The following is a 26,506-nucleotide window of genomic DNA, read 5'->3' on the forward strand; positions in this document are numbered from 1 at the left end:
GCACAAGGGAGAACAGCATCATGGCAAACCGTCCCAAGCTCGCCCGATGGTCGATGAGCAAACACCAATGGCTGGCGCTGATCGGCGGCGTCAGCCTCTTCATCTGGGGGCTTTCGGGCATGGCGCATATCTTTATGGTGCTGTTCGGCCCGCAACAGATCGAGTTCATGCCGCCGATGCGCAGCGTCGACATGGCGTCCGCTCAGCCGGTCGAGACGGTGCTGGCCAAGGCCGGCATCGCCAGGGCCAGCGCGGTTAAGGTGGTGGTCGGCAAGGACGCCAACCTGCTGCAGGTCACGCAAGGTGCCAAGGCACCGCGACGCTATTTCGCGCTCGATACCGGCGCGGAACTGGCCGGGCAGGACGCCCGCCAGGCCGAGTTCATCGCGCGGCATTACCTCAAGGAAACCCGCCCGGTCGCCGAGATCGTCCACCAGACGGCGTTCGATGCGGACTATCCGTGGGTCAACCGCCAGCTGCCCGTCTGGCGCGTGCGCTTTGCCGGTGACGACCGGCTGACCGCCTATGTCCACACCGAGACGAGCAGCCTGGCCGCCGTCAACAACGTGACCAAGACCCGGCTGCAGACGGTGTTCCGCTGGCTGCACAGCTGGGAATGGGTGCCGCCGCAGCTCGAATGGTTGCGTGTCGTCGTCATCACCGCGATGGTTGGCAGCCTCGCTGCGCTCGCGGTCACCGGCATTCTGCTGCTGGTGGCGATCCGGCGGGGCAAGCGCCTGGCCGGATCGAAGGGCTGGCACCGCGCGATGGGCTATGTGCTGGCACTGCCGCTGCTGATGTTCTCGATCAGCGGGATCATCCATCTGGTGCAGGCGGCGATCGAGGCACCGGCCAGCCAGTTGCGAATGTCTCCGCCGGTCGATGTGACCGGTGCGCGTTATCCGATCGAACGCGACTGGGCCGAAGTCTCCGCCGGGCTCGACATCAACGGCCTGTCGCTGGTCGAAGGCCCTGGTGGTCGCCCGCTCTATCGCCTGAGTCTGGCCCAACCCAAGGGCGCGATGCCCAAGGGCGAGCATGACCACAGCGCGCATGCCGGACACCAGATGCCGATGGGGGACACCGCGATGCGCAACGCACGCTTCGAGGGTGTCAGCCCCACCGGCCCTGCGCTTTATGTCGATGCTGCCACCGGCACACCCTGGGCCGAGGGCGACAAGGCGCTCGCCACCGCGCTCGGGCGGCGGTTTAGCGGCGCACCGGACAGCGCGATCACCGCGATGGAGGTCGTCACCCGCTTCGGCCCGGATTACGACTTCCGCAACAAGCGGCTGCCGGTATGGCGGATCGATTATGGCGCGCCGGTCAACGCGACACTGTTCGTCGACACCAGCACCGGCGTGCTCGCCGACCGCACGGAGAACTGGCAGAAGCCCGAACGGTACATCTTCAGCTTCATCCACAAATGGAACTTCCTGTTCCCGATCGGCCGGGTTGGGCTGAACGTCGTGGTCGGCGCATTCATCGTCCTGCTGCTGGGCTTCATGGCCGGAATCGGGCTGGTGCTCGACCGGCGGCGCAGGCGCGGGCGGGGGCGGGCCAGGTAGGCACGCTTCGCGCTGGGCAAAATGCGTGCACAACAGCCCCATAATCAGACTCTCCCCAATTTGGTTCAGAACCCGTTTGACACGCTTGGATGGCGTCGTCATCGGGGCCTAGCGAATTGAAAACTCAGGGGAAAATTAGTGAAAAATATAGCATATGCTCTGACATTAGCGCTGCTTGCCGGTACGGTTTCGGCGCCATCGATCGCCCAGGAGGCGCTGACGATCGGAGCCGAACAGCGCCCGACGCTGCGTGCCGGCACATCCGTGCCGCTCAAGACGCTGACCGAGTTGACGACCAAGGGCAAGAAGTTGCGCGTGGGCGACCGCTTCAATCTGGAAGTGTCAGAGCCTGTCATGGTCGATGGCGTGACGGTTATCCCGGTGGGCAGCCCGGCAACGGGCGAGATCACCAGCGTGCGGAACAAGGGCATGTGGGGCAAGTCCGGCGCGATCGAGGTGCGCATGTTGTATACTACGGTCAATGGTCGCCAGATCAGGTTGTCCGGCGCAACTGACGACAAGGGTGTCACCGGTACGGCTGGTGTTGTCGGGGCCGTGGTGCTCTTGCCGGTTGCCGGTTTCTTCCTGACCGGCACCAGCGCTGTCATCCCGGCAGGCAGTTCGATCACCGGGTTCGTGCAGGAGGATGTGCCGCTGTCCTTTGCAAAGACCGCAGAACCGACGCCCATGGTCGTTGGCGCGCAAACCGCCGCCGTGGCAGCGACTGCCGAAGCTCCTGCTACAGTTCAGCCTGCCACAGTCCAGCCCGCTTCTGACGAGCCTGTGACTGATGCGCCCGCCGTCGTGCAGCCTGTCGCGGCTCAGCCCGTCACGCCGTAAGTTGGCGGTCATCAAGCGTCAGGGCGGTCAGCGTCCTGACGCTTCACCGCAGCCGCAGGCGATCGGCGGCAAAAGCCGCTTGCTCGCCAGCCGCATTGGCCCCTAGTCTTGTACAAACGACTGGGGGTCCGATGAACCGTTCACTTGCACTCGCGCTGGGCCTTGCGGCTGTTCTTTCCACGCCGCAGGCTTTTGCCGCGCCGCCTGCCGCTGCGGCATCCAGTCCCTATGCGGGCACGGAAAGGCGCGACGGGCTCTACCCTGTGCATGTCGATGCCAGGGCCGGGCGTATCCTGCTGTCGCTGCCGGCAGCGGGCGCGGACGGCGTGGTGGCGCGCATGCTCTATACCACCGCTCTGCGCACCGGCCTGGGTTCCGCCCCCATCGGGCTCGACCGCGCACAACCTGGCCCCGCGCAGATCCTGCTGATCCGCCGCCTGGGCAAGAAGGTCTCGTTCGAACTCGAAAACCCCCGCTTCCGCGCCAGCGCCGGGACGCCTGCCGAACAGGCCGCTGCTGCCAATGCCTTTGCGACATCGGTGTTGTGGCTGGGCGACGCGCTCGACGCGCCCGATGGCCGGCTGCTGGTCGATATCGCCCCGTTCCTCGCGCGCGATACCCGCAACGTCGCCGCTCAGCTCAACTCCAGCGGCGAGAAGGGGTGGAAGCTGGTCGATGGCTTGAGCGCTGCCGATCCCGCCGCCACCCGCGCCTTCCCGATGAACCTCGAGTTCGAGGCGCGGCAGACCTATGCCAGCGACACGCCGGGGCCCGAGGTGCGCAATATCGCGCCTGATTCCCGGCAGGTGACGCTCGTCGTGCGGCACAGCTTCATCGCGCTGCCCGAGGCAGGCTATGTGCCGCGTGCCTTCGATCCGCGCGGCGGCGGTTTTGCAACGCAGATCCTCGATTTTTCCGCGCCCCTGGGCGGCCAGATCGTGCAGAACCTCGCCAACCGCTTCCGGCTGGAGCGGATCGACCCCAATGCGCCGCGCTCGCGGGTGCGCAAGCCGATCGTCTTCTACATCGATAACGCCGCGCCCGAGCCGATCCGCACCGCGCTGCTCGAAGGCGCCCAGTGGTGGAAGCAGGCTTTCGAGGCTGCGGGCTATATCGATGCCTATCGCGCCGAGATCCTGCCCGAAGGTGCCGACCCGCTCGACATGCGCTACAATGTCGTCAACTGGGTCAACCGGGCGACGCGCGGCTGGTCCTATGGCTATGCGGTGACGGACCCGCGCACCGGCGAGATCCTGAAAGGATCGGTGCTGCTGGGGTCGCTGCGCGTGCGGCAGGACATGCTGATTTATGAAGGGCTGGTCGGCGCAGACAAGACCGGCACCGGCGGGCCGAACGATCCTGCACAGGTGGCGCTGGCGCGTATCCGCCAGCTGTCCGCGCACGAGATCGGCCATGCATTGGGGCTGATGCACAATTTTGCCGGCAGCACGCAGGACCGCGCCTCGGTGATGGACTACCCCGCGCCGCGCATCGGCTTGAAGGATGGCGCGCCCGACCTGTCGGATGCCTATGGCGTCGGACTGGGGCGCTGGGACATGCACACGATCGACTGGTTGTATGGCGATCCAGTCAGCGGCAACCCCGATGCTGCGGCCCGTGCCAAGGCGGATGCCGCAGCGCTCGCCGGCATGCGCTTCGTGTCGGACGAGAATGCCCGCAGCGTCTCTTCAAGCCAGCCCTGGGGCAGTCTGTGGGATGATGGCGTCGATCCGGTGGCAGAGCTCGACCGGATGATGCAGGTCCGCGCGGCTGCCGTGGCGCGCTTTGGTCCGGCGGCGCTGGCTCCCGGCGAACCGGTCGCCGATCTGCGCCGCAAGTTCGTGCCCGTGTGGCTGGTGCACCGCTATCAGGTCGAGGCGGCGGCCAAGCTGCTGGGGGGCCTGTACTCCGAATACGCGGTCGCAGGGCAGGGCGATGGCATGGCAGCTCCGGTGGCGCCCTCCGATCAGCTGCGTGCGCTCGATTCGCTGCTGGCGACGCTGCAACCCAGCGTCATTGACGTGCCCGCGCGGCTGGTGCCGCAATTGTCTGCGGGATATTCGGGGGATGGCGACCGTCAGACCGAGATCGAGATCATGCCGATGGCAGGCGCGGCGGCGTTCGATCCGCTGGCTGCCACGCAGGTGACGGCACAGGTGACGCTGAATGCGCTGCTCGCCCCCGATCGGCTGGCGCGCATGACGCAGCAGCACCGTGCCGATCCGGCCAGCCCGGGGCCGCATATCATCGCGCAACGGCTGCTGGCGCTGGCCGATGCGCCAACGGGTGATGCGCGGCTGGGCGCGGTGCGCCGCGTTCTGGGGACGCGCATCGTGCTGTCGCTGGCAAAAGCCGCGCGCGATTCGGGCAGTGGCATCGAGGCCGCAGCCCGGATCGATCAGGCACTGCACGACTGGGCGGATGCGCAAGGCGCGCGCCGCTTTGCCGACCCTGCCGACCGGGCGTGGGCGCTGTCGACCGCGCGACTGATCCAGGATCGCGAGGCGATGAGCGCGGCGCTGGCAGGTGAGCAGGGGCAGGTTCCGATACCGCCGGGCATGCCGATCGGTGATGGTGGCGAATAGGCGCGGCAGCGGACCGGGTCGGTCAGAGTGTCCTTTTCAGCCGGACCAGCGCTTCGTCAAGCGCCTGGAGGAAGCGTGACCGATCGGCCTTGCTGAAGGGAGCAGGCCCGCCGATGATGTCGCCGCCTGCGCGCAGGTCCGCCATGATCGCGCGCGTCGCGATCGCGCCGCCGATCGAGTTGGCGGTAAACGGCTTGCCGGTGGGTGCAATCACCACGGATCCCTGTTTGATGCACCGGTCGGCGAGCAGGATGTCGGCGGTAATCACCACCGACTGCGGGGTCGCGCGCTCGGCGATCCAGTCGTCGGCTGCATCGAAGCCATCGCTCACCACAGTTCGGGCGATCAGCGGATGGTCGGGTACCCGGATGGGGCTGTTGCTGACAATCGTCACCGCCACCTGATGGCGCAATGCGACGCGGTAGACTTCGTCCTTCACCGGGCAGGCATCAGCATCGACCAGGATCATCATGGCAGCATAATCAAGATGGTTCGGTCTCGCCCCGCCGAGGTCGGTGCGCGACACCGGAGGCGCGGGGACGCCAAAACGATGGAAAAACCTGGAGGCCCGAGCCGGAATCGAACCGGCGTGCAAGGATTTGCAGTCCTCTGCGTAACCACTCCGCCATCGGGCCGCTGGTGTGGAAGGAGGCGGCATTGTGCGGCTTCGGGAGGAAAGTCAAGTCTCAAGCGGCGGGGCGGGTCAGGATCAGATGCTGGCGCTGCGATTTTTGCCGAAAATGCTGTATTGCCATGATAATACAGCCGTGCCATAACAAAACTGGCAGTGATATCCATTGCATTTTGCAACCGGATGGCTATCAAGTCGGGGCTTCAAGCTTCGTTTGGGCTTGCATCGCTGCCTGCATATTCTAGGGCGCTTGACCATGACCGACACACACACTCTTGCTCCGCCAGATTTCGCCGCAGCCCGCAGGCACATGATCGAAAGCCAGCTGCGCCCCACCGACGTAAGCGATCCTGTCGTGATCGCGGCGATGGCCGTGACGCCGCGCGAGAATTTCGTGCCCGCCAGCCAGCGCGCGATCGCCTATATCGACCGATCGGTGCCGTTCGCCAACGGGCGGGTGCTGAACCCCGCGCTGTCGACGGGGCTGATGCTGACGCGTGCCGAACTGTCGAGCGGCGACAAGGTGCTGCTGATCGGAGCAGGCACCGGCTATGCGGCTGCCTTGCTGGCCGGAATCGTCGCGCATGTGGTCGCCGTCGAAGATGATCGTGCCTTGGTCGAACAGGCGCAAGCCAATCTGGCAGGCCTCGCCAATGTGACGATCGTCGAATCGGCGCTGGTACAGGGGCATGCTGCAGGCGCACCTTATGACCTCATCATCATCGATGGGGCCGTGGACCAGGTGCCTGACGAGATCGTAGCCCAGTTGGCAGACGGCGGACGTCTGCTTACCGGTCTGAACGATGCCGGGGTGTCGCGGCTGGCGGCGGGGCGACGGCAGGGTCAGGCCTTTGCCGTGGTTCCCTTTGCCGATACCGACATCGCACCGCTCGCAGCCTTTGCCCGGCCCAAGAGCTACAGCTTCTGACGCACCCTCGCCTCTGTCGGCAAGGATGCGGGCAGGGGCGCTGGACAGTATGAGAACCGGATTGATGAAGACTTCGCTTTGGATGGCCGGTTGTGGTGCGGCTCTGGTTCTGGGCAGCGCGCCCCTGCATGCGGAAACGCTGCGGGACGCGCTGATCGCCGCGTATCAGACCAACCCCACGCTCAACGCCGCACGCGCCCAGCAGCGCGCGACCGACGAAGGCGTTCCGATCGCGCTGGCCGATGGCCGGCCCAATTCGCAGGTCCAGGCGCAATATTCGGAGAACTTCCTCAATCCGGCCAACGCCTTCACCGCGCCTGAACGTTCGGTCAACGGCACCATCTCCCTGAACGTGCCGATCTATTCAGGCGGCAGCGCGCGCAATGCCATCAACGCCGCCAAGGTGCGGGTGGGGGCAGGGCAGGCCGATCTGCGCGGAACCGAGGCCAGCGTGTTCAGCAATGTCGTCGCCGCTTATATGGATGTGATCCGCGACGAAGCGATCGTCGGGCTGCAACGGCAGAATGTCGAAGTGCTCGACGTCAACCTGCAGGCATCATCCGACCGGTTCGAGATCGGAGACCTCACCCGCACCGATGTCGCGCAGTCCGAGGCGCGGCTGGCGATTGCGCGCACCGATCTGCAGACGGCCGAGGCCAATCTGATTCGCAGCAAGGAAACGTATATTCAGCTCGTCGGGACCGCCCCGGGCACGCTGGAGCCGCCGCCGCCGCTGCCCAACCTGCCCGAAGCGCCGGACGCTGCAGTGTTCACTGCGCTCGACAACAATCCCGACCTGGAAGCCGCCCGCGAGCGGGTCGAAGCGGCCAATTTCGATGTGAAGTCGGCGCGCGGTACGCGGATGCCGCAGGTCAGCCTGTTCACCCAGGGCAACTACCAGAATTTTCTGGGCACGCTGGGCAGTACGCTGATCCAGGGCAATTTCGTGCAGCAGCAGTCGAGTGCAGCGGCCGGCGTGCAGTTGACGGTGCCCGTCTATCAGGGCGGCCGCCCCGGCGCGCAGATCCGCCGCGCCCAGGCCATTTCAGGCCAGGCGATGGAGCAGGAAATCGCGGTCGAACGCAGCATCATCGCGCAGGTGCGGGCTGCCTATGCCAGCTTCAATGCGTCGATGCAGGTGATCGAATCATCGCAAAAGGCAGTCGAATCGAACACGCTGGCGCTGGAAGGCGTGCGCGCCGAAAACAGCGTGGGCAACCGCACCATTCTCGACATTCTGGATGCCGAGCGCGAACTGCTGAACGCACAGGTGCAGCTGGTGACCGCGCGGCGCAATGCCTATGTCGCCGGCTTCACGCTGCTGGCCGCGATGGGCCGGGCCGAAGCGCGCGATCTGGGGCTGGATGGTGGCCTGCTCTACGATCCCGAACTCAACTACGAGCGGGTCCGCGGCAAGATCAACGACTGGAATTCGGACAGGGATCCGGTGGCGCAATCGACGCGCACCGTTGACAGCCCGGCGCAAAATGCCGCAGTGGTCGGACCGCCCAACCGATAGATTGGGCAGGGGCTCGAATCGGATCAGGGGCAAACGGGAATGACACGCGACATTGGCGAGCCCAGTCTTGAGGAAATCCTGGCGTCGATCAAGAAAGTGATCGCCGAGGATGGCCGCAAGCCGCGCCGTGCGCCGCCTGCACGGTCTTCCGCACCGATCCGGCAGGAAAAGCCCGCTGAGGACATCCTCGAACTCACCGACAGCTTCGAGCCCGGGCCTGCGCCCGAGGTGGAGCAACCGCCGTTGATCAGCCGGGCGGGCGAACAGTCGATGCGCGAATCGCTGGCCATGCTGGCGACGCTGACCGAACCGGGCGTCAGCCCGCAGATCGTGCGGTCGGGTGAAACCTCGCTCGAGGGCATGGTGCGCGAAATGCTGCGGCCGATGCTCGCCGACTGGCTCGACAAGAACCTGCCCGACATGGTCGAGGCGCTGGTCGCCAAGGAAATTGGGCGTATCACCGGCCGCAACGGCTGATCCCGGCGTTCTAGGGCTTTGCGCCACGCGGCGCGAGCTGGTAACGAACGCAACCATGAAACAGCCTCTCATTGCCGCGCTGCTGGCCAGCGCGCTCTCGTCCCTTGCCTTCACCGCACCCGCCGCCGCCCGGCCGATGACCGAGAGCGATTTGGCGACCTTCAACCGGCTCGGCGCACCCGCCGCCTCGCCCGATGGCAAATGGGTGGCCTATCAGCTGACCAGCACCGATCTGGCGGCGAACAAGCGCAGCACCGGCCTGTTCCTGCTCGATATCGCGCGCAAGGATGCGCAGCCCGTGAGCATCGCCGATTCGCCGGGTCATAACGAAAGCGCGCCGGTCTTCGCCCGCGACGGCAAGCACCTGTTCTACCTCTCCAACCGCTCGGGCACGACGCAGGTGTGGCGCGTTGCGCTGCCCAGCGGCGAGCCGGTGCAGGTGACGCAGGCGGCAACTGACATCAGCGGGTTCAGCCTGTCTCCCGATGGCAACAGCATCGCAGTCTGGGCCGATGTCACCGAGGGATGCTCGGTCGATGCATGCGATGCCAAGGCGAAGCCGCAGGGCACCGGCCGCGAATATGACCGGCTGTTCGTGCGGCACTGGGACAGCTGGCGCGAGCCGGGCACCTATTCGCACATCTATGCCTATGCTTTGGGCACCGACGGCAAAGTGGCTGGCCCTGCGCGCAGCATCAGCGGCTCGATCGAGGGCGATGCGCCCAGCAAGCCGTTCGGCGGCGGTGAGGAGATCGCCTGGGCAGCAGACAGCAGCGCCATCGCCTTTGCCATCCGCAAGTCCGATGGCGACGAGCCGCGCTCGACCAATCTCGATATCGTCTGGCAGCCGCTCGCCGAAGGCGCGGCAGCGGTGAACCTCACGCAGGACAACGAGGCGACCGACTCGTTGCCTGCCGCCTCGCCCGATGGCAAATGGCTCGCCTGGGCGGCGATGGCGCGGCCCGGATACGAGGCCGACCGCATGGTCGTGCATCTGCGCGACATGACAACCGGCAAGGTCACCAAGCTCACCGAGGGGTGGGATCGCTCGGCAGGATCGATTGCCTGGGCTGCGGATTCGACGAGCCTGCTGGTCACCGCGCAGGACACGCTCGAGCATCCGGTGTTCCGCATCGATGTGCCCAGCGGCAAGGTCACCCGGCTGACCGAGCGCGGCAATGTGAATAATGTCGTACCGCTGGCGAACGGCAGCTTCCTCTATACCGTCAACTCGCTCGCCGCGCCCGACGATCTGGTGCTGATGGACAGCAAGGGCCAGACCCGCCGCCTGACCGACGTCAATGCCGACAAGCTCGCCGGGCTCGACCCGGTCGTATATGAAAAGTTCAGCTTCACCGGTGCGAACGGCGATCTCGTCCACGGCCAGATCATCAAGCCGCAAGGGGTGACGGGCAAGCTGCCGGTCGCTCTGCTGGTGCATGGCGGACCGCAGGGCAGCTTCAACAACAGCTGGTCGTACCGCTGGAACCCTGCCGTGATGGCCTCGCAAGGCTATGCTGCGGTCACCATCGATTTCCATGGCTCGACCGGATACGGCCAGGCGTTCACCGACAGCATCAACAAGGACTGGGGCGGCAAGCCGCTCGAGGACCTGAAGGTAGGAATGGCAGCATTGCCGGGCATCGACGCCGCGCTCGACACCAGCAACGCCTGTGCGCTGGGCGGCAGCTATGGCGGCTATATGATGAACTGGATCGCAGGCCAATGGCCCGATGGCTTCAAGTGCCTGGTCACGCATGCGGGCGTGTTCGACCTGCGCGCCATGGCGTTCGAGACCGAGGAGCTGTGGTTCGACGAATGGGACCATGGCGGCCCGTGGTGGCAGCGCACCGACGCGGAAAAGTGGAACCCGGTCAACTACGTCACCAACTGGAAGACGCCGACGCTTGTGATCCACGGCGAGAAGGACTTCCGCATCCCCTATTCGCAATCGCTCGCCGCGTTCACTGCGCTGCAACGCCAGGGCATCGAATCGAAGCTGCTGATCTTCCCGGATGAGAACCATTGGGTGCTGAAAGCGCAGAACAGCGTGCAGTGGCACCGCAACGTGTTCGACTGGCTGGGGCAGCATCTGAAGCCGGGGACGATCAAAACGTCTGGAAAATAACGCGCCCTGCGTTAAAGCGGCGGGATGACGAGCACCGACAAGCAAGAGCTGCCCAAGACATTCGATCCTGCCGCGATCGAGGCGAAATGGTATCTGCATTGGGAGGGGACGGGCGCGTTCCGTCCCGAGCGGCCCGATGCTGTGCCCTATACGATCGTCAACCCGCCGCCGAACGTGACGGGCAGCTTGCACATCGGCCACGCGCTCGACAACACGCTGCAGGATATCATGATCCGCTACGAGCGACTGCGCGGCAAGGATGCCTTGTGGGTGGTCGGCACCGATCATGCCGGAATCGCGACGCAGATGGTGGTCGAGCGCCAGCTTGAGGCCGCAGGTGACAAGCGCTCCAATTACAGCCGCGAAGACTTCGTAAACAAGGTCTGGGAGTGGAAGGAAGAAAGCGGCGGGCAGATCACCCGCCAGCTGCGCCGCCTCGGCTGTTCGATGGACTGGTCGCGCGAGCAGTTCACGATGGACCCGCATTTCAGCAAGGCGGTGCTCAAGGTGTTCGTCGACCTGTATAATCAGGGACTGATCTACCGCGACAAGCGCCTCGTCAACTGGGACCCCAAGCTCAAGACCGCGATCAGCGATCTCGAGGTCGAGACGCGCGAGGTTCAGGGCCATTTCTGGCATTTCCGTTATCCGCTGGCAGACGGCGTGACGCTGGACGACGGCCGCGATCATATCGTCGTCGCGACGACGCGGCCCGAAACGATGCTCGCCGATATGGCCGTCGCGGTGAACGGCGCTGACCCGCGTTATGCCAGCGTCATCGGCAAGTTCGTCGAGCTGCCGATCACCGGACGGCGCATCCCCATCGTGGCGGATGACCATGCCGATCCCGAACTGGGTTCGGGCGCGGTGAAGATCACGCCGGGTCATGATTTCAACGACTTCGAGGTGGGACGGCGCGCAGGCATTGCGGCGGCGGACATGCTCAACATGTTCGATGCCGAGGCGAAGGTGGTGCAGACCGCCGATGGCCTGATCCCGGCGGAGTTCGTCGGCATCGATCGCTTCGATGCGCGTCGCCAGGTCGTCGAGCGGATGAAGGCGCTGGGCCGCCTCGTTCCGCATGTCGTCACGTCGAAGGATGGCGAGACAGCCGAACACGACGCCGAACCGCGCACCATCCAGACGCCCTATGGCGACCGTGGCGGCGTGGTGATCGAGCCCTGGCTGACCGACCAATGGTATGTCGACGCCAAGACCCTCGCGCAGCCCGCGATCGAGGCGGTGAAGACCGGCGTGATCGAGATTGTGCCCAAGAGCTGGGAAAAGACCTTCTTCCACTGGATGGACAACATTCAGCCCTGGTGCGTGTCACGCCAGCTTTGGTGGGGCCACCGGATTCCGGCCTGGTATGGCTCTGATGGCCAGTGCTACGTCGCCGAGACCGAGGAAGCGGCGCAGCTGCTGGCAGGCGAGGGCGTGACGCTCGATCGCGATTCCGACGTCCTCGACACTTGGTTCTCCTCCGCGCTCTGGCCGTTTGCGACCTTGGGCTGGCCCCAGGATGGCGCGGACGCGCCGCTGGTTGCCAAGCACTATCCCAACGATCTACTGATCTCCGGCTTCGACATCCTGTTCTTCTGGGATGCGCGCATGGCGATGATGGGGACGCATTTCATGGGCGCTGCGCCCTGGAAGCAGCTTTACCTGCACGGCCTCGTCCGCGCTGCCGATGGCGCGAAGATGTCCAAGTCCAAGGGCAACACTGTCGATCCGCTGGGCCTGATCGACCAGTATGGCGCGGATGCGCTGCGTTTCTTCATGGCGGCGATGGAAAGCCAGGGCCGCGACATCAAGATGGATGAGCGCCGCGTCGAGGGCTATCGCAACTTCGCCACCAAGCTGTGGAACGCCTCGCGCTTCTGCCAGTCGAACGGCATCGGCGCGAGTGCATCGGTCAAGGCACCGGACGCCACGCTGGCGGTCAACCGCTGGATCATCGGCGAGGTGGTCGATACGGTTGCGGCGCTCGACAAGGCGCTGGCGGACCTGCGCTTCGATGCGGCGGCCAACGCGATCTATCACTTCGTCTGGGATCAGTTCTGCGACTGGTATCTCGAGCTGATCAAGCCGGTGCTCTCGGCCGAGGGCGACGCGGGCGAGGCCGCAGAGACTCGCGCGGTCGCAGGTTGGGTGCTCGACCAGATCCTGGTGATGCTGCATCCGTTCATGCCGTTCATCACCGAAGAGCTTTGGCATGCGCTTGGTGAGCGCAAGAACGATCTGATCCTCGCGGAGTGGCCTGCGCCGGACGCGAACGTCGATGTGGGTGCCAAGGCGGAAACCGAATGGCGCATCGCGCTGGTACGCGAAATCCGCTCGGCCAAGAACGAGCTGGGCATCGCGCCCGGAGCGCGGCTCAAGGCGTTCGTTCAGGATGCCAACGATCAGACCAAGGGCTGGATCAATGGCTTCTGGAGCGGAGCGCAGAGGCTTGCGCGGATCGACTTCGCGCCGCTGGATGAAGCCGCGCCCGCTGGTGCGACCATCCAGATCGTGGTCAACGAGGCGACCTTCGTGCTGCCGCTCGAAGGCATCATCGACATCGCCGCCGAAAAGACGCGGCTCGCCAAGGCGCTGGAAGCGGTCGCCAAGGAAGCCAAATCGCTCGAAGGCCGCCTGTCGAACCCGGCGTTCGTCGAGAAGGCCAAGCCCGAGGCGGTCGAGAAGGCGCGCGCCGACCATGCAGAGAAATCCGCCGAGGCGGAGCGGCTGTCGGCGGCTCTGGCGCGGCTTGGATAAGCGTCCCCCGCTGCGCCCGCAGGGCACGAGGCTCGCGCGATGAGCCTGTCCTATGCGCGTCTGCTCGCCCGGCGGATGGTCCGCTCGTTGTGGTTCACACCAGCGGCCTATGCGGTGCTGGCGGTGGCGGTGCTGCTGCTCGCGCCGGCGGCGGCCGTCCTGCTGCCCGACGAGTTCAACGAGTTGATCGGGCTCGATGGCGTCGACGATCTGCTCGGCGTGCTGGCCAACACGCTGCTCGCGGTGGCGATCTTTTCGCTTGGCATCATGGTCTCGTCGCTGCAGGCAGCAGCATCCGCCGCCACGCCGCGCGCGCGGCCGCTGCTGATGCAGGACCGGACCGCGCAGAACGCGATCTCGGTGTTCATCGGCGGCTTCATCTTCGCGATCGTCGGCACTGTCGGGCTGTCGACCAGTTATTACGGCGCGCCCTCGCGGGTCATATTGTTCCTCACCACCTGCCTGGTGATTGTCTCGGTGATCTACGCGCTCATCCGCTGGATCGGGCGCCTGAGTAATCTGGGCGATGTCTCCGAAGTGGTCGATCTGCTCGAAGGCGCTGCCGACAGGGCATTTGCCGAGCTGGCCAGGCGGCCCTTGCTGGGCGGGGTGGCGATGACGGCGCTGCCCGACCACGGCATTCCTCTGCACGCCGATCGGTTCGGTTTCGTCCAGGCGATCGACGATGCCCTGTTCGCGACAATCTGCGCCGAGCAGGATGTCGATTTCCATCTCGCCGTGCGCCCCGGAACCTATGTCGATTCGAGCACCGTGCTGCTCAAGACATCGAAGCCGCTCGACGAGGACACCACGCGCTCGGTGCGCCAGGCGTTCGTGATCGGCGGTGATCGCACATTCGAGGCCGATCCGCGCTATTGCCTGATCGTGCTATCGGAAACCGCGTCCAAGGCTTTGTCAGCGGGTATCAACGATCCAGGGACCGCGATCGATGTGCTGGGCACGTCGTTGCGCGTGCTCGCCAAGTGGAGCAGCGCGGCCAGGGAAACGCCGACGCGCGTGACCTGCCCACGGTTGCACGTGCCGCCGGTCAGCGTCGATGACATGGTGGTGGATGCGTTCCGCTGGATCGCGCGCGATGGCGCGGGGCAGCTTGAGGTGCAGATTCGGCTGCAAAAGGCGCTGGCGTCGCTGGCGGCGCACGACCCGGTGGTGTTCGGCGCAGCGGCGCGCGCGATGTCGCACGAGGCCTTTGCGCGGGCGAAGATCGGGCTGGCATTGCCTGGGGATGTCGAGATTCTGGAGCGGTTCTTGCTCGACTGATCGGTTGGGTTTGGGGGGTGTCGGGACTAAGCAACGCTCCCCCTCTTCCTTTCCGTCACCCTGAACTTGTTTCAGGGCCCATTTCTCCCCACAAAGCTTCGGGTGCCGGGGCACGATGGGTCCTGAAACAAGTTCAGGATGACGGTGGTGGCGAGGTCTGCGCCTTGTCCACCCATCGCATCGCTGTCACCTGCCCCCTTGCCCCGGGCGGCCTCGTTCCCTAAACGTTCGTGGTGAACAATCTCGCCCCCGCATCCGAATTCCCGCCGCCCTCGGCCAGTGACCCCGCGTATCTGCAGGGGCTCAACACGCCGCAGCGCGAGGCGGTGCTGTCGTCCGAAGGTCCGGTGCTGGTGCTGGCGGGCGCAGGCACGGGCAAGACCGCGGCGCTGACCGCGCGGCTGGCGCATCTGATCGCGACGCGCCGCGCCTGGCCATCGGAGATCCTCGCGGTCACCTTCACCAACAAGGCCGCGCGCGAGATGCGCGAGCGGGTGGGGCGCATCATCGGCGATGCGGTCGAAGGCATGCCTTGGCTCGGCACCTTCCACTCGATCGGCGCGAAGATGCTGCGCCGCCATGCCGAGCTGGTCGGGCTGCAGAGCAATTTCACGATCATCGATACCGACGACCAGCTGCGGCTGCTCAAGCAGCTGATCCAGGCCGCCGACATCGACGACAAGCGCTGGCCCGCGCGCCAGCTGGCCGGCTGCATCGACCGCTGGAAGAACAAGGGGCTCAATCCGCCCGAGCTCGACGCCGCCGAGAGCGAGCTGTATGCCAACGGGCGGGGGCAGGAGCTGTACACCGCCTATCAGGACCGGCTGAAGGCGCTCAATGCTTGCGATTTCGGCGACCTGCTGCTGCACATGCTGACATTGCTGAAGACCGACCGCGCGGTGCTCGAGCAGTATCAGCAACGCTTCAAATACATCCTGGTCGACGAATATCAGGACACCAATTCGAGCCAGTATCTGTGGCTGCGGCTGCTTGCCCAGGCGCGCAAGAATATCTGCTGCGTCGGCGATGACGACCAGTCGATCTATTCGTGGCGCGGCGCAGAGGTCGCGAACATCTTGCGGTTCGAGAAGGACTTCCCCGGCGCGCGGACAATCCGGCTGGAACAGAATTACCGGTCGACCCCGCACATTCTGGCCGCGGCATCCGGCCTGATCGCATCGAACAGCGACCGGCTCGGCAAGACGCTGTGGACCGAGGTCGATGCGGGGCAGAAGGTGCGCGTGCTGGGCGTATGGGATGGCCCTGAAGAGGCGCGGCGCACCGGCGAGGAGCTCGAGCGGCTGTCGCGCGAGGGCAGCAGCCTCGACAAGATGGCGATCCTGGTGCGTGCCTCGTTCCAGACGCGCGAGTTCGAGGACCGGTTCATCGCGATCGGCATGCCGTACCGCATCATCGGCGGTTTCCGCTTCTACGAGCGCGCAGAAATCCGCGACGCGCTGGCCTATTTGCGCGTCGTCAACCAGCCGGCGGATGATCTGGCGTTCGAGCGGATCTTCAACACGCCGAAGCGCGGGCTGGGCGACAAGGCGCTGGAGAAGGTGCACCGGGTGGCGCGGGCGACCGGCCTGCCACTGTCCGCTGCCGCGTTCCAGATCCTCGACAGCGACGAGCTGCCCGCGCGCGCGCGCACCGCGCTCACCGGGCTGATGCGCGGCATTGCCCGCTGGCGCGACCTGCTTTCGACGATGAACCCTGCGGACCTCGTCCGGCAGATCATGGACGAATCGGGCTATACCCAGGTGCTGCAGGCGGAAAAGTCGGTCGAGGCCTCCGGGCGGCTCGAAAACCTGTCCGAACTTGCGCGCGCGATGGAGGACTATGAGAGTCTCGGCGATTTCCTCGAGCATGTCAGCCTGGTGATGGACAACGAGGCGAGCGCCGACGAGGCCAAGGTCACGATGATGACCATCCACGGCGCCAAGGGGCTCGAGTTCGAGCATGTCTTCCTCGCCGGATGGGAGGAGGGGGTGTTCCCCTCGCAGCGCTCGCTCGACGAAGGTGGGCTCGCCAGCCTCGAGGAGGAGCGCCGGCTGGCCTATGTCGCGATTACCCGCGCGCGCGCGACCTGCACGATCATGCACGCCGCCAACCGGCGCATCTATGGCCAGTGGACCAGCTCGATCCCCTCGCGCTTCATCGGCGAATTGCCGCAAGAGCATATCGAGGAGGAAAGCTCGCTCACCGGCGGGGCGTCGCTGTGGCGGGCGGGCCTGTCCGAGCGCGACGATCCGTTTGCGCACATCGCGCGCGACCCTGAGCGTGCGGCGCGGCGCGGCCCCGGCTGGCAGCGCGCGGCGCAGGTGCCCGGCGGGTTCAACACCAATCCGCAGCGCGTGGCCGAAGCGCGGTCGAGCGCAATCAGCATGGGCAATGCCGGGCGCAGCGATGTCTTGGTCGGCACCCGCGTGTTCCACCAGAAATTCGGTTATGGGCTGGTTGCCGAGAAGGAAGGCAACAAGCTGGAGATCGATTTCGAGAATTCGGGTCGCAAGCGGGTGATCGACAGCTTCATCACCCTTGCCTGAGGGGGCTTAAATCCGCTCTACCCTCGCGACCGATTCGGATGCCCGCAGCGCCATGATGATTTGCATCAGATGCGCGACATCGTGTACTTCCAGGTCGGATTCATAGGTGTGGAACGGCTGGTCGCGGTTGGTCAGCTTCAGATTGACGATGTTCGCCTTGTGGTGGCTGAAGATGCCCGCCATGTCCGCCAGCGTGCCGGGGCGGTTGTAGAGGATCGCGCGGATGCGCGCGGTCGCGCCTTCCGAATCGCCATCCCATGACAGGTCGATCCAGTCGGCATCGACGCCGCTCACCAGATTGAGGCAATCGATGGTGTGCACCTCGATATTCTCGCCCTGGCGGCGCAGCCCGACGATGCGGTCGCCGGGCACGGGGTGGCAGCATTCGGCCAGCTGGAAGGCGACGCCGGGGGTCAGCCCGCGGATCGAGATCGCGCGGTCCTGGCGCGGAAACTCGCGCAAGGCGGCCTGATCGTTGCTGCTGCCGGGAACGAGCGCGTCCATCAGCGCCACGTCGGTGATCTGGTTCTTGCCGATGGCGATCATCAGCTCGGTCTCGTCGGCCAGATCGAGCCGCTCGATCGCCTGTTTCAGAGCCTTCTTGCCGATCTTGGTGGGCAGGCGTCCGGCGATCTCGTCATAGATCACCCGGCCCATCGCGGCGGTTTCTTCGCGCTCCTTGTCGCGGACATAGCGGCGGATCGCGGCGCGTGCCTTGCCGGTGGTGACAAAGCCCAGCCAGCTGGTCTGCGGTTCCTGGCCTTCGGACTTCAGGATTTCGACGATGTCGCCATTGGCCAGAGGCGTGCGCAGCGGAACGTTGCGCCCGTTGATCAGAACGCCCACCGCCTTGTTGCCCAGGTTGGTGTGCACCGCATAGGCAAAGTCGACCGCCGTTGCGCCCTTGGGCAGCTGGTGCAGCGCGCCCTTGGGGGTGAAGGCGAAGATGCGGTCCTGATACATCGCCATGCGGGTGTGCTCGAGCAGCTCGTCGGCATCCTGCGCGGTGTCGAGAATCTCGATCAGGTCGCGGATCCAGCCGGCCTGGCCATCGGGGCGGGTGCCCCCCTGCTTGTACGCCCAGTGCGCTGCCAGCCCGAACTCGCTCTGCCGGTGCATGTCGTGCGTGCGGATCTGGATTTCGACGCGCATCGAGCGGCCATGGATGATCGCAGTGTGCAGCGAGCGATAGCCGTTGCGCTTCGGCGTGGAGATATAGTCCTTGAACCGACCGGGGATCATCTTCCACTTGCGGTGGATGTGGCCCAGCGCGGCATAGCAATCCTCGATGCTGTCGACGATGACGCGAAACGCGATGATATCGGTCATCTGCTCGAACGAGACATGTCGTTCGGCCATCTTGCGCCAGATCGAATAGGGGTGCTTTTCGCGCCCGCTGATTTCGGCATCCAGCCCATGCGTTGCCAGCTCGCCCTTCAGCGAATCGGCGATGGAATCGACCTGGTTCTCGTCGTTCGCCTTGATCTGGTCGAGCCGGCCGACGATGGTCGCATAGGCTTCGGGCTCGAGCTCGCGAAACGCCAGCATCTGCATTTCGCGCATGTATTCGTACATGCCGACGCGCTCTGCCAGCGGCGCGAAAATGTCCATCGTCTCGCGCGCGATGCGCTTGCGCTTGATCGGGTTGGAGATGAAGTGGAGCGTGCGCATGTTGTGCAGCCGGTCGGCCAGCTTGACCAGCAGCACGCGCAGGTCGTTCGACATCGCGAGCAGGAACTTGCGCAGGTTTTCCGCCGCGCGCTCGCTTTCGGTCTGCGCCTCGATCTTCGAAAGCTTGGTCACCCCATCGACCATCTCGGCGACCTTGGGGCCGAACATCCGCTCGATCTCCTCGATCGTGGTCAGCGTGTCCTCGACGGTGTCGTGCAGCAAAGCGGTGATGATGGTTTCGACATCCATCTTCAGGTCGGTCATCAGACCCGCCACCTCGATGGGGTGGCTGAAATACGGATCGCCGCTGGCGCGCTTCTGGCTGCCGTGCTTCTGGACCGAAAACACATAGGCGCGGTTGATCAGCGCCTCATCAGCATCGGGGTCATAGTCCTTGACCCGTTCGACCAGTTCATATTGTCTCAGCACCAACTGAATGTCGGTGCTTTGCGCTCAAAAGCAACAGAAAAAGCGCGCCTGTGCATGGGTCTTGCAGCGGTTTTGCGGGGGGCAGGGGCTACAAGGCCAGGGGTCGGCACAGGCGCGCCAGGTTTGCCGGATGCGCGTGGCTGCAACGTGGGAGTATCGCAGCGTGGTTCATCCGGCGAAAAGCCGGTTCGGCGGGTCAGCCCTTGGCGTTGCAGGCGGCCAGATCCTCACCGGCCATCGCCTCGCTGCGGGTTGTAAAGGCGGTAACTTCCCCCATCTTTCGTGAGAGCCGCGTGCAGGCGTTGACCGGACGCGAGGTCGCCTTGGATCCGTTGCAGACGGTGCCTTCGCACTGCCAGACCACGCCCTGGATGATCTTGGTGGTCTTTTCGACCGGTGCGGCCAGTTCTGCCGTGAAATAGCTGCTGCCGGGGGTCTGGGCGCTGGCGGTGCTCGCCTGCATCATGACGATGCTTGAGAGCGAGGCGGCGGCGACGAAGGCGATCTGTGTCAACGTGTTGGCGAGGCGGGTCATGGCATATCCTTTCAACAAGAGTTTCCCGGGGAGGAAATCAGGGGCTGCAATATAGGTTGCGAATCACTACCTACTATAATAGGTTTCGAGTTGCAACTAGAAACCGAAATTTCATTGGCAAGGCCGCAATTTTGGATAAGATGGCGGCTTGAAACCGGATTTATGATCATGAACCACAACGGACCCTACAAACTGCGCGAACCGCTTGCCGAGATCGCCGCCTGTTGCAGCCTGCCCCAGGCGCTGGAGACGATGGGTGAGCGTTGGTCGTTCATGATCCTGCGCGCCTCGTTCAACGGGCTGCACCATTTCGAGGAGTTCCTCGAGGAGCTGGGCATTGCCCGCAACATTCTGTCGAACCGCCTCACGCGTCTGGTCGAAAGCGGCATTCTCAAGCGCGCACCCTGCGTCGACGATCGTCGCAAGATCGAATACCGGCTGACCGACAAGGGACTGGACCTGCTGCCCACGATGATCGCGCTTCGCCAGTGGGGCGAGAAATGGGAAAGCGGCGTGCCGTCCAACCCGGTGCTGGTCGACGAACGCGACCGCCGCCCGATCCAGCCCATCTCGATCCGCGCGCACGATGGCAGGGTGCTGACCCATAACGATCTGTGCTGGATCGATATTGCCGATCTCAACAATGCCACCGGAAACGAGGGCGAGCATGATGGCGTGGTCAAGCGGATCGCCACCATCTGATCGCGACGATCTGACTGCAGCTGGCGCCTGCCGCAGACAGGCCTGACGGGTCAGGTCGTTGCGCGGATGATCAGTTCGGGTTCCAGCTGCACGGCGTCGCAGATTTCGCCATCGATCTGGCGGAACACAATGTCGACCAGCAGCCGGGCACCCGCCTGCAGATCTTGGCGGATCGTGGTCAGCGGCGGCGTGGTGTGGGCCGCCAGCATGATATCGTCATAGCCTATCACGGCGACATCTGTGGGCACGGCCAGCCCGCGTTCGGCCAGCGCACGCAGCGCGCTCATCGCCACCACGTCGGACGCAGCGAAAATGCCGTCCACGCCCGGATTGGCATCCAGAAAGTCACTCGCCGCAGCATAGGCGGCCTCGGATGTCAGATGGATCGGCAGCGTGTGGACGCTGTTCGAAAGGCCGGCTTCGGCGCAGGCCTGCAAGAAGCCTGCCTGGCGTTGGCCGAATTCGGGCGGGCTGGGATTGCCGAGAAACAGCAGCTTGCGCTTGCCGCGCTCGATCAGGTGCCGTCCGGCGATCAGCCCGCCGCGGACATTGTCCGACCCCACGGTCACATGTTGCTGGCCGTCGGTCTTTGCACCCCATACCACCAGCGCGCGGTGCCGTTCGGCAGCCGCATTCAGCACCGCCATCTGGTCGGACTGGCCGATGACGATCGCGCCATCGACCCGGCCTGAATCCAGCAGATCGTCGAGCCAATTCTCTCCCGATGGAATCACGCGCGACAGCAGCAGATCGAAATTGCGCTCCGTGAGCGCGTCCGCCAGATAGCCCAGCATCGTCATGAAGAATGGATCGGACGGGTGCTGGTCGACTTCGTGCCCCATCGGCATGACGACACCGATCGCCTGCGCCCGGCGCAGCCGAAGGTTCTGTGCGACCTGGTTGGGCTTGAAGCCGTGCAGGCGCGCCAGCTCGACCACGCGTTCGCGTGTCTTGGCGTTGATGATCGTCTTGCCGGCCAACGCGCGCGATACGGTCGATACCGATACCCCTGCGAGCTCGGCGAGCTCCTGCATGCCTATCTTGCTGATGTTAAGCGCCTTTCCAGACAGATACTGCGCTGCTCCCCAACAATGGTCTAATCGCTCTGCGGCGTGGCGTCGAGCATCTTGTCTTGTTGCGCTTGCATTTTCGCTACCGCCTCTGTATTAATACAGCAACACACATAAAGGAGTTGCCGCAATGGCGATCAATTGGAAGCGCGGACTGGTTGTTTCGGCGGGCGTCATGGCCCTGGGCGCATGCAGCATGGCCGACAGCGCCGAGCGCCTGATCGAGGGCGACATGGAATCCGAGGACAGCGGAGAATGGTCAAGCAGCTGGTCGGGCGAGCCCTTTGATCGCATCACCTTGGCCGGACCGGATAACCTGACGTTTGTCACCGGCAGCGAGCATGCAGTGAGCGCCAGGGGCGATGCCAAGGCGCTCGAAGCGCTGCAGTTCAAGGTGCGCGACGGCGAACTGAAGATTCGCCGCAAGACATCGAACTGGAGCTTCAGCGACAAGGGCGAGGCGACGATCACGGTCAATGCGCCCGCCTTGCTCGCGCTTTCGCTCGCAGGCTCAGGATCGGCCAGGATCGACCGGATGGAAGGCGACGAAATCGAGCTGAACATCGCAGGATCGGGCAACGCCGATGTCGCCAGGCTGGATGCAAAGAGGCTGGAAGGTGCCATCGCGGGCAGCGGTTCGCTCAAGCTGGCGGGCAGCGCGGACCGCGCGGACATTTCGATCGCAGGGTCGGGCAGCGTGAAGGGTGAGCGGTTCACCAGCCCGGCGATCGATATCTCGATCGCAGGGTCGGGCGATGTCACCATGGCGTCCGATGGCGCGGTCGAGGCCAGCCTGATGGGATCTGGCGATGTCACGATCAAGGGCAGCGCCAAGTGCGAGAGCAGCGCGATGGGATCGGGCACGATCACCTGCGGTTGACGCACTGCCAGCCATGCTAGACACTCCTCCTCGCTCGGCTGCTGGCCGGGCGGGGGAGAGATCGACTTGAGCGCAACGACCATCACCGACCATGCGGCAGACCGCCCGAATTTCTGGGACCGGCACATCATGCCGCGCCTGATCACCTTTTGCTGCGGCCAGCCTGCCATCGCCAGGGCGCGCAGCCGGATCGTGCCGCGGGCCTCGGGCTGCGTGCTGGAACTGGGCTGCGGCGGCGGCATCAACCTCGATCATTACGATACTCGCCGCGTGACTGCGCTTGCAGGGGTCGATCCCTCGCCGCAACTGCTCGAAGCGGCGCGCGGCAAGGCGCAGGCGCGTGGCATCACCGCCGATTTTCGCGCTGGATACGCCGAAAGCCTGCCGTTCGAGGATGACCTGTTCGATACCGTGCTCACCACTTTCACGCTGTGCTCGGTGCGCGATCCCCAGGCGGTGTTGCGCGAGATGCGCCGCGTGCTGGCACCGGGCGGGACCATCCTGTTCCTCGAACATGGCGCTGCGCCCGATGCCGCTCCGGCGCGCTGGCAGCAGCGGATCGAACCGGTGTGGAAGCGGATCGCCGGGGGCTGCCATCTGACCCGCCCGGTCGCCAAGGCCTTTACCGATCAGGGGTTCCGGGTCGAGGGGGCAGACAGCCGCTACCTCCCCAAAACGCCGCGCTTTCTGGGCTGGATCGAAATGGGTGAGGCGCGGGCATGATGGCGCGGTGTGTCGGGCTTGCGATTGCGGCCCTGGTTGTGCTTGCGCCAGACCCCGCAGCGGCGGCGGAGCGGCGCTTTACGTTGGGTGCGTTCGACAAGGTCCGGATCGAGGGCGACGTCGCGGTGGAGATCATTTCGGGCGCGGCGCCGTTTGCACAGGCCAGCGGTGATCCGCGTGCGCTGGAGGCACTCACGCTCAAGGTCCAGGGCGGAACGCTCAACATCCGCCGTGCACGCACGAACCAGCCGACCGAGCGCCGCATGGCACCCACCGGCCCGGATTCGCTGCCGCTGGTGCGGCTCAGCGCGCGGGCGGTTCAATCGCTGACGCTGCTGGGGCACGGCAGCGTGCGGCTCGACCGGCTAGCGGGCGCACGGCCGAGCGCGACCATGGGTGGCAGCGGATCGATCGAGATCGGCGCGGTGCAGGCTGAAGCATTGGCGATGAGTGTCAGCGGCAGCGGCAGCATGAAGGTTGGCGGCGCGGCATCAAGCGCGCGCGCGATGATCCTGGGCGATGGCTTGATCGAGGCGACGGGGCTCAAGCTGTCTGCGCTGGATCTGGTGGGTGAGGGGCCGGTCCGCGCGCGGATGACCGTGGATGGCCCTGCGCGTATTGTCGTGAAGGGGGACGCCGAAATTACCATTGGCGGTCAATCGTCGTGCACCGTTCGCCAGACCGGGACGAATGCGATCCGATGTGCGGCAATGGAACAACCGCGCTGAGGCAGGTCAGCGTTTGCGCCGGTCCATGAACCAGAGCGCGCCGTGCAGCGCGATACCGCCGGCCAGACCGGCGAGAAAGCCGATCGAGGGCTGGCCCAGAAATCCGCCGATAACGGTGCCGCCGAGCGTACCCAGCGCCATGAACACGCCGCCCGCGCGAACAGGGGGGCGGCTGCTGTCAGATGTGTCGTTGACCATGTTTGCGCCTTGCCACGGCTGGCGGGTTTTTGCCAACGCCAATCGCATGGCATGGCAAACGTAAACCCTAACGCTGTGTTTACCACGCCGGTTGAGCCTTCCTCCACGGGGCATCTGTATCCCGGTTCGACCAGCAGCCACGTTGCGATGGCGGCGCGACAACGAGGACAGACGCACCTTATGAACCTGCCCTATATCGGAAGCCGCGAAGCCTATGACGATGCCTGCCTGCTGCTGTCGCGCTTTGGCGAGACCGCCGGCATCGAGGCCTCCGACCGGGCAGAAGCGGCACGGGCGCGCGGCAACCACATCCATTTCTGCCACTGGCGCCAGATCGAACGGCTGCTGGTGATCCTGTCGATCGACCAGAGTATTGGGACGATTCACTGAGGGGCGGGCTGATCAGCCGGATGACTTCTGTCTGACAGAAGACAAAATGAGCACAAGCACCCCGGCCACGATTAAGCCCACCGAGATCCAGCCAAGCACCGCTGCTTGGCCGGTCAGTTGGTAAGAGCAGTCAAAAGCGCAAGCTGGCGGGCCATCGGGGTTTGCTGCCCTCCCACTATTGATCAACACCCAATTCTGCGCTTCCATTGAATGAGCATGGTCACGGATCAGGAAACCAATTCCTATGGCCAGAGTGCCAATCAAAGACCGCCAGTATCTTTTCATTCTCTGACAATAGCGGGTGCGGGGCAGGGTACAATGCTGCTGACGCGCCATGAATCCTCAAAACCCCGCTCAGCCTGAGCGGGAGTGGTATGGCGTTGCAGATAGAGCCGGACCTGAGGCTTGAGCCTTATGCACCCATCCCAACCGCCGTCACCATCCCACCGCTGACGCTCCAGTCGGCGCGGCCGGTCAGCGGCACGTCATCGAACAGGCTCGCATCGGTCCCCGTCATCCATACCTGGCCTGAACGCTCGGCCAGCTGCTCGTAGAGCGCGGCGCGGCGTGCGGGGTCGAGGTGGGCGGCGACCTCGTCGAGCAGCAGGATCAGGCGGCTGCCCCGCCGCTCGGCGACCAGATCGGCATGCGCCAGGATGATCGCGATCAGCATCGCCTTCTGCTCGCCGGTCGAACACAAAGCCGCTGGCTGGCCCTTCTGCCGCATCGTCACGACGAGGTCGTCGCGGTGCGGGCCTGCGAGCGCGCGGCCCGCCGCCCGGTCGCGCGATCGGCCCGCCTTCAGCGCAGCGGCCAGCGCGCCGGCCTCGGTCGGCCCCTTGCGCTCCAGCGCCAGCGATGGCTGCGCGAACGGCCCGGCTTCCAGCACGCCGATCTGCGCATCGAGCGCCAGCAACGTATCGCCGCGCGCCTCGGCCAGCGCCGCGCCATGCTCTGCCATCCGCATTTCCAGCGCGTCGATCCAGCCCGGATCGACCGGGCGTTCGGCGCCGAGCAGCCGGTTGCGCTCGCGCATTGCGGCCTCATAGCGCGCGGCATGGCGGGCGTGCGCAGGGTAGAGCGCCAGCACCAGCCGGTCGAGGAACCGCCGCCTGCCGCCCGCGCTTTCCAGAAACAACCGGTCCATCGCCGGAGTCAGCCAGACGACTGCGAGCCAATCGGCCAGGCTCGTCGCCGCTGCCGCCGCGCCGTTGACGCGCACCTGCCGCCGCGACGGTGCATCCGCATTCGTCCCGGTGCCGATCCGCACTTCGTCGTCCATCAGGGCCGCAGCGATGGCAAAGCCGCCCGGCCCCTGCTGGCGCGCCATCTGTTCGATTCCGGCGCGGCGCATGCCCCGCCCCGGCGCGAGCAGTGAGATCGCCTCGAGGATGTTCGTCTTGCCCGCGCCATTGTCGCCCCAGATCACGTTGAACCGCGCGCCCGCCGTGATGCGGCTTTCGGCATGGTTGCGAAACTGGGTGAGGGAGAGGGTGGAGAGCGCCATCTGGCCGAGGCTATAGCGCCTTGCGCAGGCGACCGCGCGCAAAATCGCATAGAGCTCGCACAGCGAGCCAGCGGCGATCCCAATGAATCGTGAATAATCCTAAAACTTCGCATTCAGCTGGCGGCAAGAATTGCGTCATCGTGTATAGTGCGTTGAAATTGCGTGGTTTTTCAGTTTGGCACGCCCCGTGCAGTGCATCTGGCATCTCCGGACGGACAGCCCGAACGGACCCAGACACACTGAAAGGAAACCCTCATGTTCTCGATCTCGACCTTCAACACCAACATGATCGCTGCCATCTGCGCACTGGCCACCTCGGCACTTTTCATCGGCCTGAGCGTAGGTCCTGCTGAAATCGGCACGATGTCGGCGATGATCGTCTGATCGCCGGACGCATCGTTCACCCCCAG

Annotated in this window: 22 protein-coding genes and 1 tRNA gene; 16 read left to right on the forward strand and 7 right to left on the reverse strand. The window is 65.1% G+C overall.

Going from position 1 to position 26,506, the window contains the following annotated elements; genetic code table 11:
* The first annotated feature begins 20 nt into the window (after positions 1 to 20).
* From D618_RS17335 to D618_RS0101135, 3 genes are all read left to right on the forward strand, one after another.
* Complete coding sequence (locus tag D618_RS17335) at positions 21 to 1,568, forward strand: PepSY domain-containing protein (protein WP_081590373.1); 1,548 nt, start codon at positions 21 to 23, stop codon at positions 1,566 to 1,568.
* Positions 1,569 to 1,706: 138 nt separating this feature from the next.
* A complete protein-coding gene (locus tag D618_RS17340) occupies positions 1,707 to 2,408 on the forward strand; it encodes a hypothetical protein (protein ID WP_017669645.1) in 702 nt (233 codons plus the stop codon).
* A gap of 131 nt (positions 2,409 to 2,539) precedes the next feature.
* Positions 2,540 to 4,993, forward strand: a complete 2,454-nt coding sequence (locus D618_RS0101135; RefSeq protein WP_017669646.1) for a zinc-dependent metalloprotease — start codon at positions 2,540 to 2,542, stop codon at positions 4,991 to 4,993.
* Between the two features lie 22 nt (positions 4,994 to 5,015).
* Here D618_RS0101135 and D618_RS0101140 read toward each other — a convergent pair whose 3' ends face one another.
* Entirely contained in the window at positions 5,016 to 5,465 is a 450-nt protein-coding gene (locus tag D618_RS0101140; protein WP_026091144.1) for a YaiI/YqxD family protein, read from the reverse strand.
* Between the two features lie 89 nt (positions 5,466 to 5,554).
* Positions 5,555 to 5,628, reverse strand: a tRNA-Cys gene (locus D618_RS0101145).
* 252 nt (positions 5,629 to 5,880) lie between these two features.
* Here D618_RS0101145 and D618_RS0101150 point away from each other — a divergent pair.
* The 7 genes from D618_RS0101150 to D618_RS0101180 all read left to right on the forward strand — a co-directional run bounded on the left by D618_RS0101150 (position 5,881) and on the right by D618_RS0101180 (position 17,263).
* Complete coding sequence (locus D618_RS0101150; RefSeq protein ID WP_026091145.1) at positions 5,881 to 6,552, forward strand: protein-L-isoaspartate O-methyltransferase; 672 nt, start codon at positions 5,881 to 5,883, stop codon at positions 6,550 to 6,552.
* Positions 6,553 to 6,634: 82 nt separating this feature from the next.
* Complete coding sequence (locus tag D618_RS0101155; RefSeq protein ID WP_017669648.1) at positions 6,635 to 8,071, forward strand: TolC family outer membrane protein; 1,437 nt, start codon at positions 6,635 to 6,637, stop codon at positions 8,069 to 8,071.
* A 39-nt stretch (positions 8,072 to 8,110) separates the two neighbouring features.
* A complete protein-coding gene (locus tag D618_RS0101160; RefSeq protein ID WP_017669649.1) occupies positions 8,111 to 8,548 on the forward strand; it encodes a DUF2497 domain-containing protein in 438 nt (145 codons plus the stop codon).
* A 55-nt stretch (positions 8,549 to 8,603) separates the two neighbouring features.
* The gene (locus D618_RS0101165) at positions 8,604 to 10,676 is read left to right on the forward strand and encodes a S9 family peptidase (protein ID WP_017669650.1); all 2,073 of its coding nucleotides are present in this window, start codon (positions 8,604 to 8,606) and stop codon (positions 10,674 to 10,676) included.
* A 24-nt stretch (positions 10,677 to 10,700) separates the two neighbouring features.
* On the forward strand, positions 10,701 to 13,436 hold the full coding sequence (locus D618_RS0101170; RefSeq protein ID WP_017669651.1) for a valine--tRNA ligase: 2,736 nt from the start codon (positions 10,701 to 10,703) through the stop codon (positions 13,434 to 13,436).
* A gap of 39 nt (positions 13,437 to 13,475) precedes the next feature.
* A complete protein-coding gene (locus tag D618_RS0101175; RefSeq protein ID WP_017669652.1) occupies positions 13,476 to 14,717 on the forward strand; it encodes a DUF2254 domain-containing protein in 1,242 nt (413 codons plus the stop codon).
* Between the two features lie 233 nt (positions 14,718 to 14,950).
* Positions 14,951 to 17,263 (forward strand): UvrD-helicase domain-containing protein, encoded by a 2,313-nt coding sequence (locus tag D618_RS0101180; protein ID WP_017669653.1) that lies wholly within the window; start codon positions 14,951 to 14,953, stop codon positions 17,261 to 17,263.
* A 6-nt stretch (positions 17,264 to 17,269) separates the two neighbouring features.
* Here D618_RS0101180 and D618_RS0101185 read toward each other — a convergent pair whose 3' ends face one another.
* Both D618_RS0101185 and D618_RS17345 read right to left on the reverse strand, forming a co-directional pair.
* Complete coding sequence (locus tag D618_RS0101185) at positions 17,270 to 19,363, reverse strand: bifunctional (p)ppGpp synthetase/guanosine-3',5'-bis(diphosphate) 3'-pyrophosphohydrolase (RefSeq protein WP_026091147.1); 2,094 nt, start codon at positions 19,361 to 19,363, stop codon at positions 17,270 to 17,272.
* A gap of 196 nt (positions 19,364 to 19,559) precedes the next feature.
* Positions 19,560 to 19,898, reverse strand: a complete 339-nt coding sequence (locus tag D618_RS17345) for a hypothetical protein (RefSeq protein ID WP_051041197.1) — start codon at positions 19,896 to 19,898, stop codon at positions 19,560 to 19,562.
* A 168-nt stretch (positions 19,899 to 20,066) separates the two neighbouring features.
* Between D618_RS17345 and D618_RS0101195 the strand changes: the two genes are divergently transcribed.
* Positions 20,067 to 20,600: a helix-turn-helix domain-containing protein gene (locus D618_RS0101195; RefSeq protein ID WP_238550557.1), complete on the forward strand. Its 534-nt coding sequence runs from the start codon at positions 20,067 to 20,069 to the stop codon at positions 20,598 to 20,600.
* A gap of 50 nt (positions 20,601 to 20,650) precedes the next feature.
* Here the strand turns inward: D618_RS0101195 and D618_RS0101200 are convergent, their stop codons facing one another.
* Positions 20,651 to 21,634 (reverse strand): LacI family DNA-binding transcriptional regulator, encoded by a 984-nt coding sequence (locus D618_RS0101200; protein WP_017669657.1) that lies wholly within the window; start codon positions 21,632 to 21,634, stop codon positions 20,651 to 20,653.
* A gap of 166 nt (positions 21,635 to 21,800) precedes the next feature.
* Here D618_RS0101200 and D618_RS17350 point away from each other — a divergent pair, with 166 nt between their 5' ends.
* The 3 genes from D618_RS17350 to D618_RS0101215 all read left to right on the forward strand — a co-directional run bounded on the left by D618_RS17350 (position 21,801) and on the right by D618_RS0101215 (position 24,001).
* The gene (locus D618_RS17350; RefSeq protein ID WP_017669658.1) at positions 21,801 to 22,550 is read left to right on the forward strand and encodes a head GIN domain-containing protein; all 750 of its coding nucleotides are present in this window, start codon (positions 21,801 to 21,803) and stop codon (positions 22,548 to 22,550) included.
* A 66-nt stretch (positions 22,551 to 22,616) separates the two neighbouring features.
* The gene (locus D618_RS0101210) at positions 22,617 to 23,273 is read left to right on the forward strand and encodes a methyltransferase domain-containing protein (RefSeq protein WP_017669659.1); all 657 of its coding nucleotides are present in this window, start codon (positions 22,617 to 22,619) and stop codon (positions 23,271 to 23,273) included.
* Positions 23,270 to 24,001 carry a DUF2807 domain-containing protein gene (locus tag D618_RS0101215; protein ID WP_017669660.1) on the forward strand — a complete coding sequence of 244 codons (732 nt, stop codon included), beginning with the start codon at positions 23,270 to 23,272 and terminating at the stop codon, positions 23,999 to 24,001. The genes D618_RS0101210 and D618_RS0101215 overlap by 4 nt, the downstream gene beginning before the upstream one ends.
* 6 nt (positions 24,002 to 24,007) lie before the next feature.
* On the opposite strand, the gene D618_RS0101220 is transcribed toward D618_RS0101215, so the two are convergent.
* The gene (locus D618_RS0101220) at positions 24,008 to 24,199 is read right to left on the reverse strand and encodes a hypothetical protein (RefSeq protein WP_017669661.1); all 192 of its coding nucleotides are present in this window, start codon (positions 24,197 to 24,199) and stop codon (positions 24,008 to 24,010) included.
* A gap of 180 nt (positions 24,200 to 24,379) precedes the next feature.
* On the opposite strand from D618_RS0101220, the gene D618_RS0101225 reads away from it, so the two are divergent.
* A complete protein-coding gene (locus tag D618_RS0101225) occupies positions 24,380 to 24,589 on the forward strand; it encodes a hypothetical protein (protein WP_017669662.1) in 210 nt (69 codons plus the stop codon).
* Positions 24,590 to 25,001: 412 nt separating this feature from the next.
* Here D618_RS0101225 and recF read toward each other — a convergent pair whose 3' ends face one another.
* Positions 25,002 to 26,096 (reverse strand): DNA replication/repair protein RecF, encoded by a 1,095-nt coding sequence (gene recF / locus D618_RS0101230; protein WP_026091150.1) that lies wholly within the window; start codon positions 26,094 to 26,096, stop codon positions 25,002 to 25,004.
* Between the two features lie 255 nt (positions 26,097 to 26,351).
* Between recF and D618_RS20105 the strand changes: the two genes are divergently transcribed.
* Positions 26,352 to 26,480, forward strand: a complete 129-nt coding sequence (locus tag D618_RS20105) for a hypothetical protein (protein WP_017669664.1) — start codon at positions 26,352 to 26,354, stop codon at positions 26,478 to 26,480.
* The last annotated feature ends 26 nt before the right edge of the window (positions 26,481 to 26,506 follow it).

The organism is Blastomonas sp. AAP53 (genome assembly GCF_000331245.1).
Taxonomy (GTDB): domain Bacteria; phylum Pseudomonadota; class Alphaproteobacteria; order Sphingomonadales; family Sphingomonadaceae; genus Blastomonas.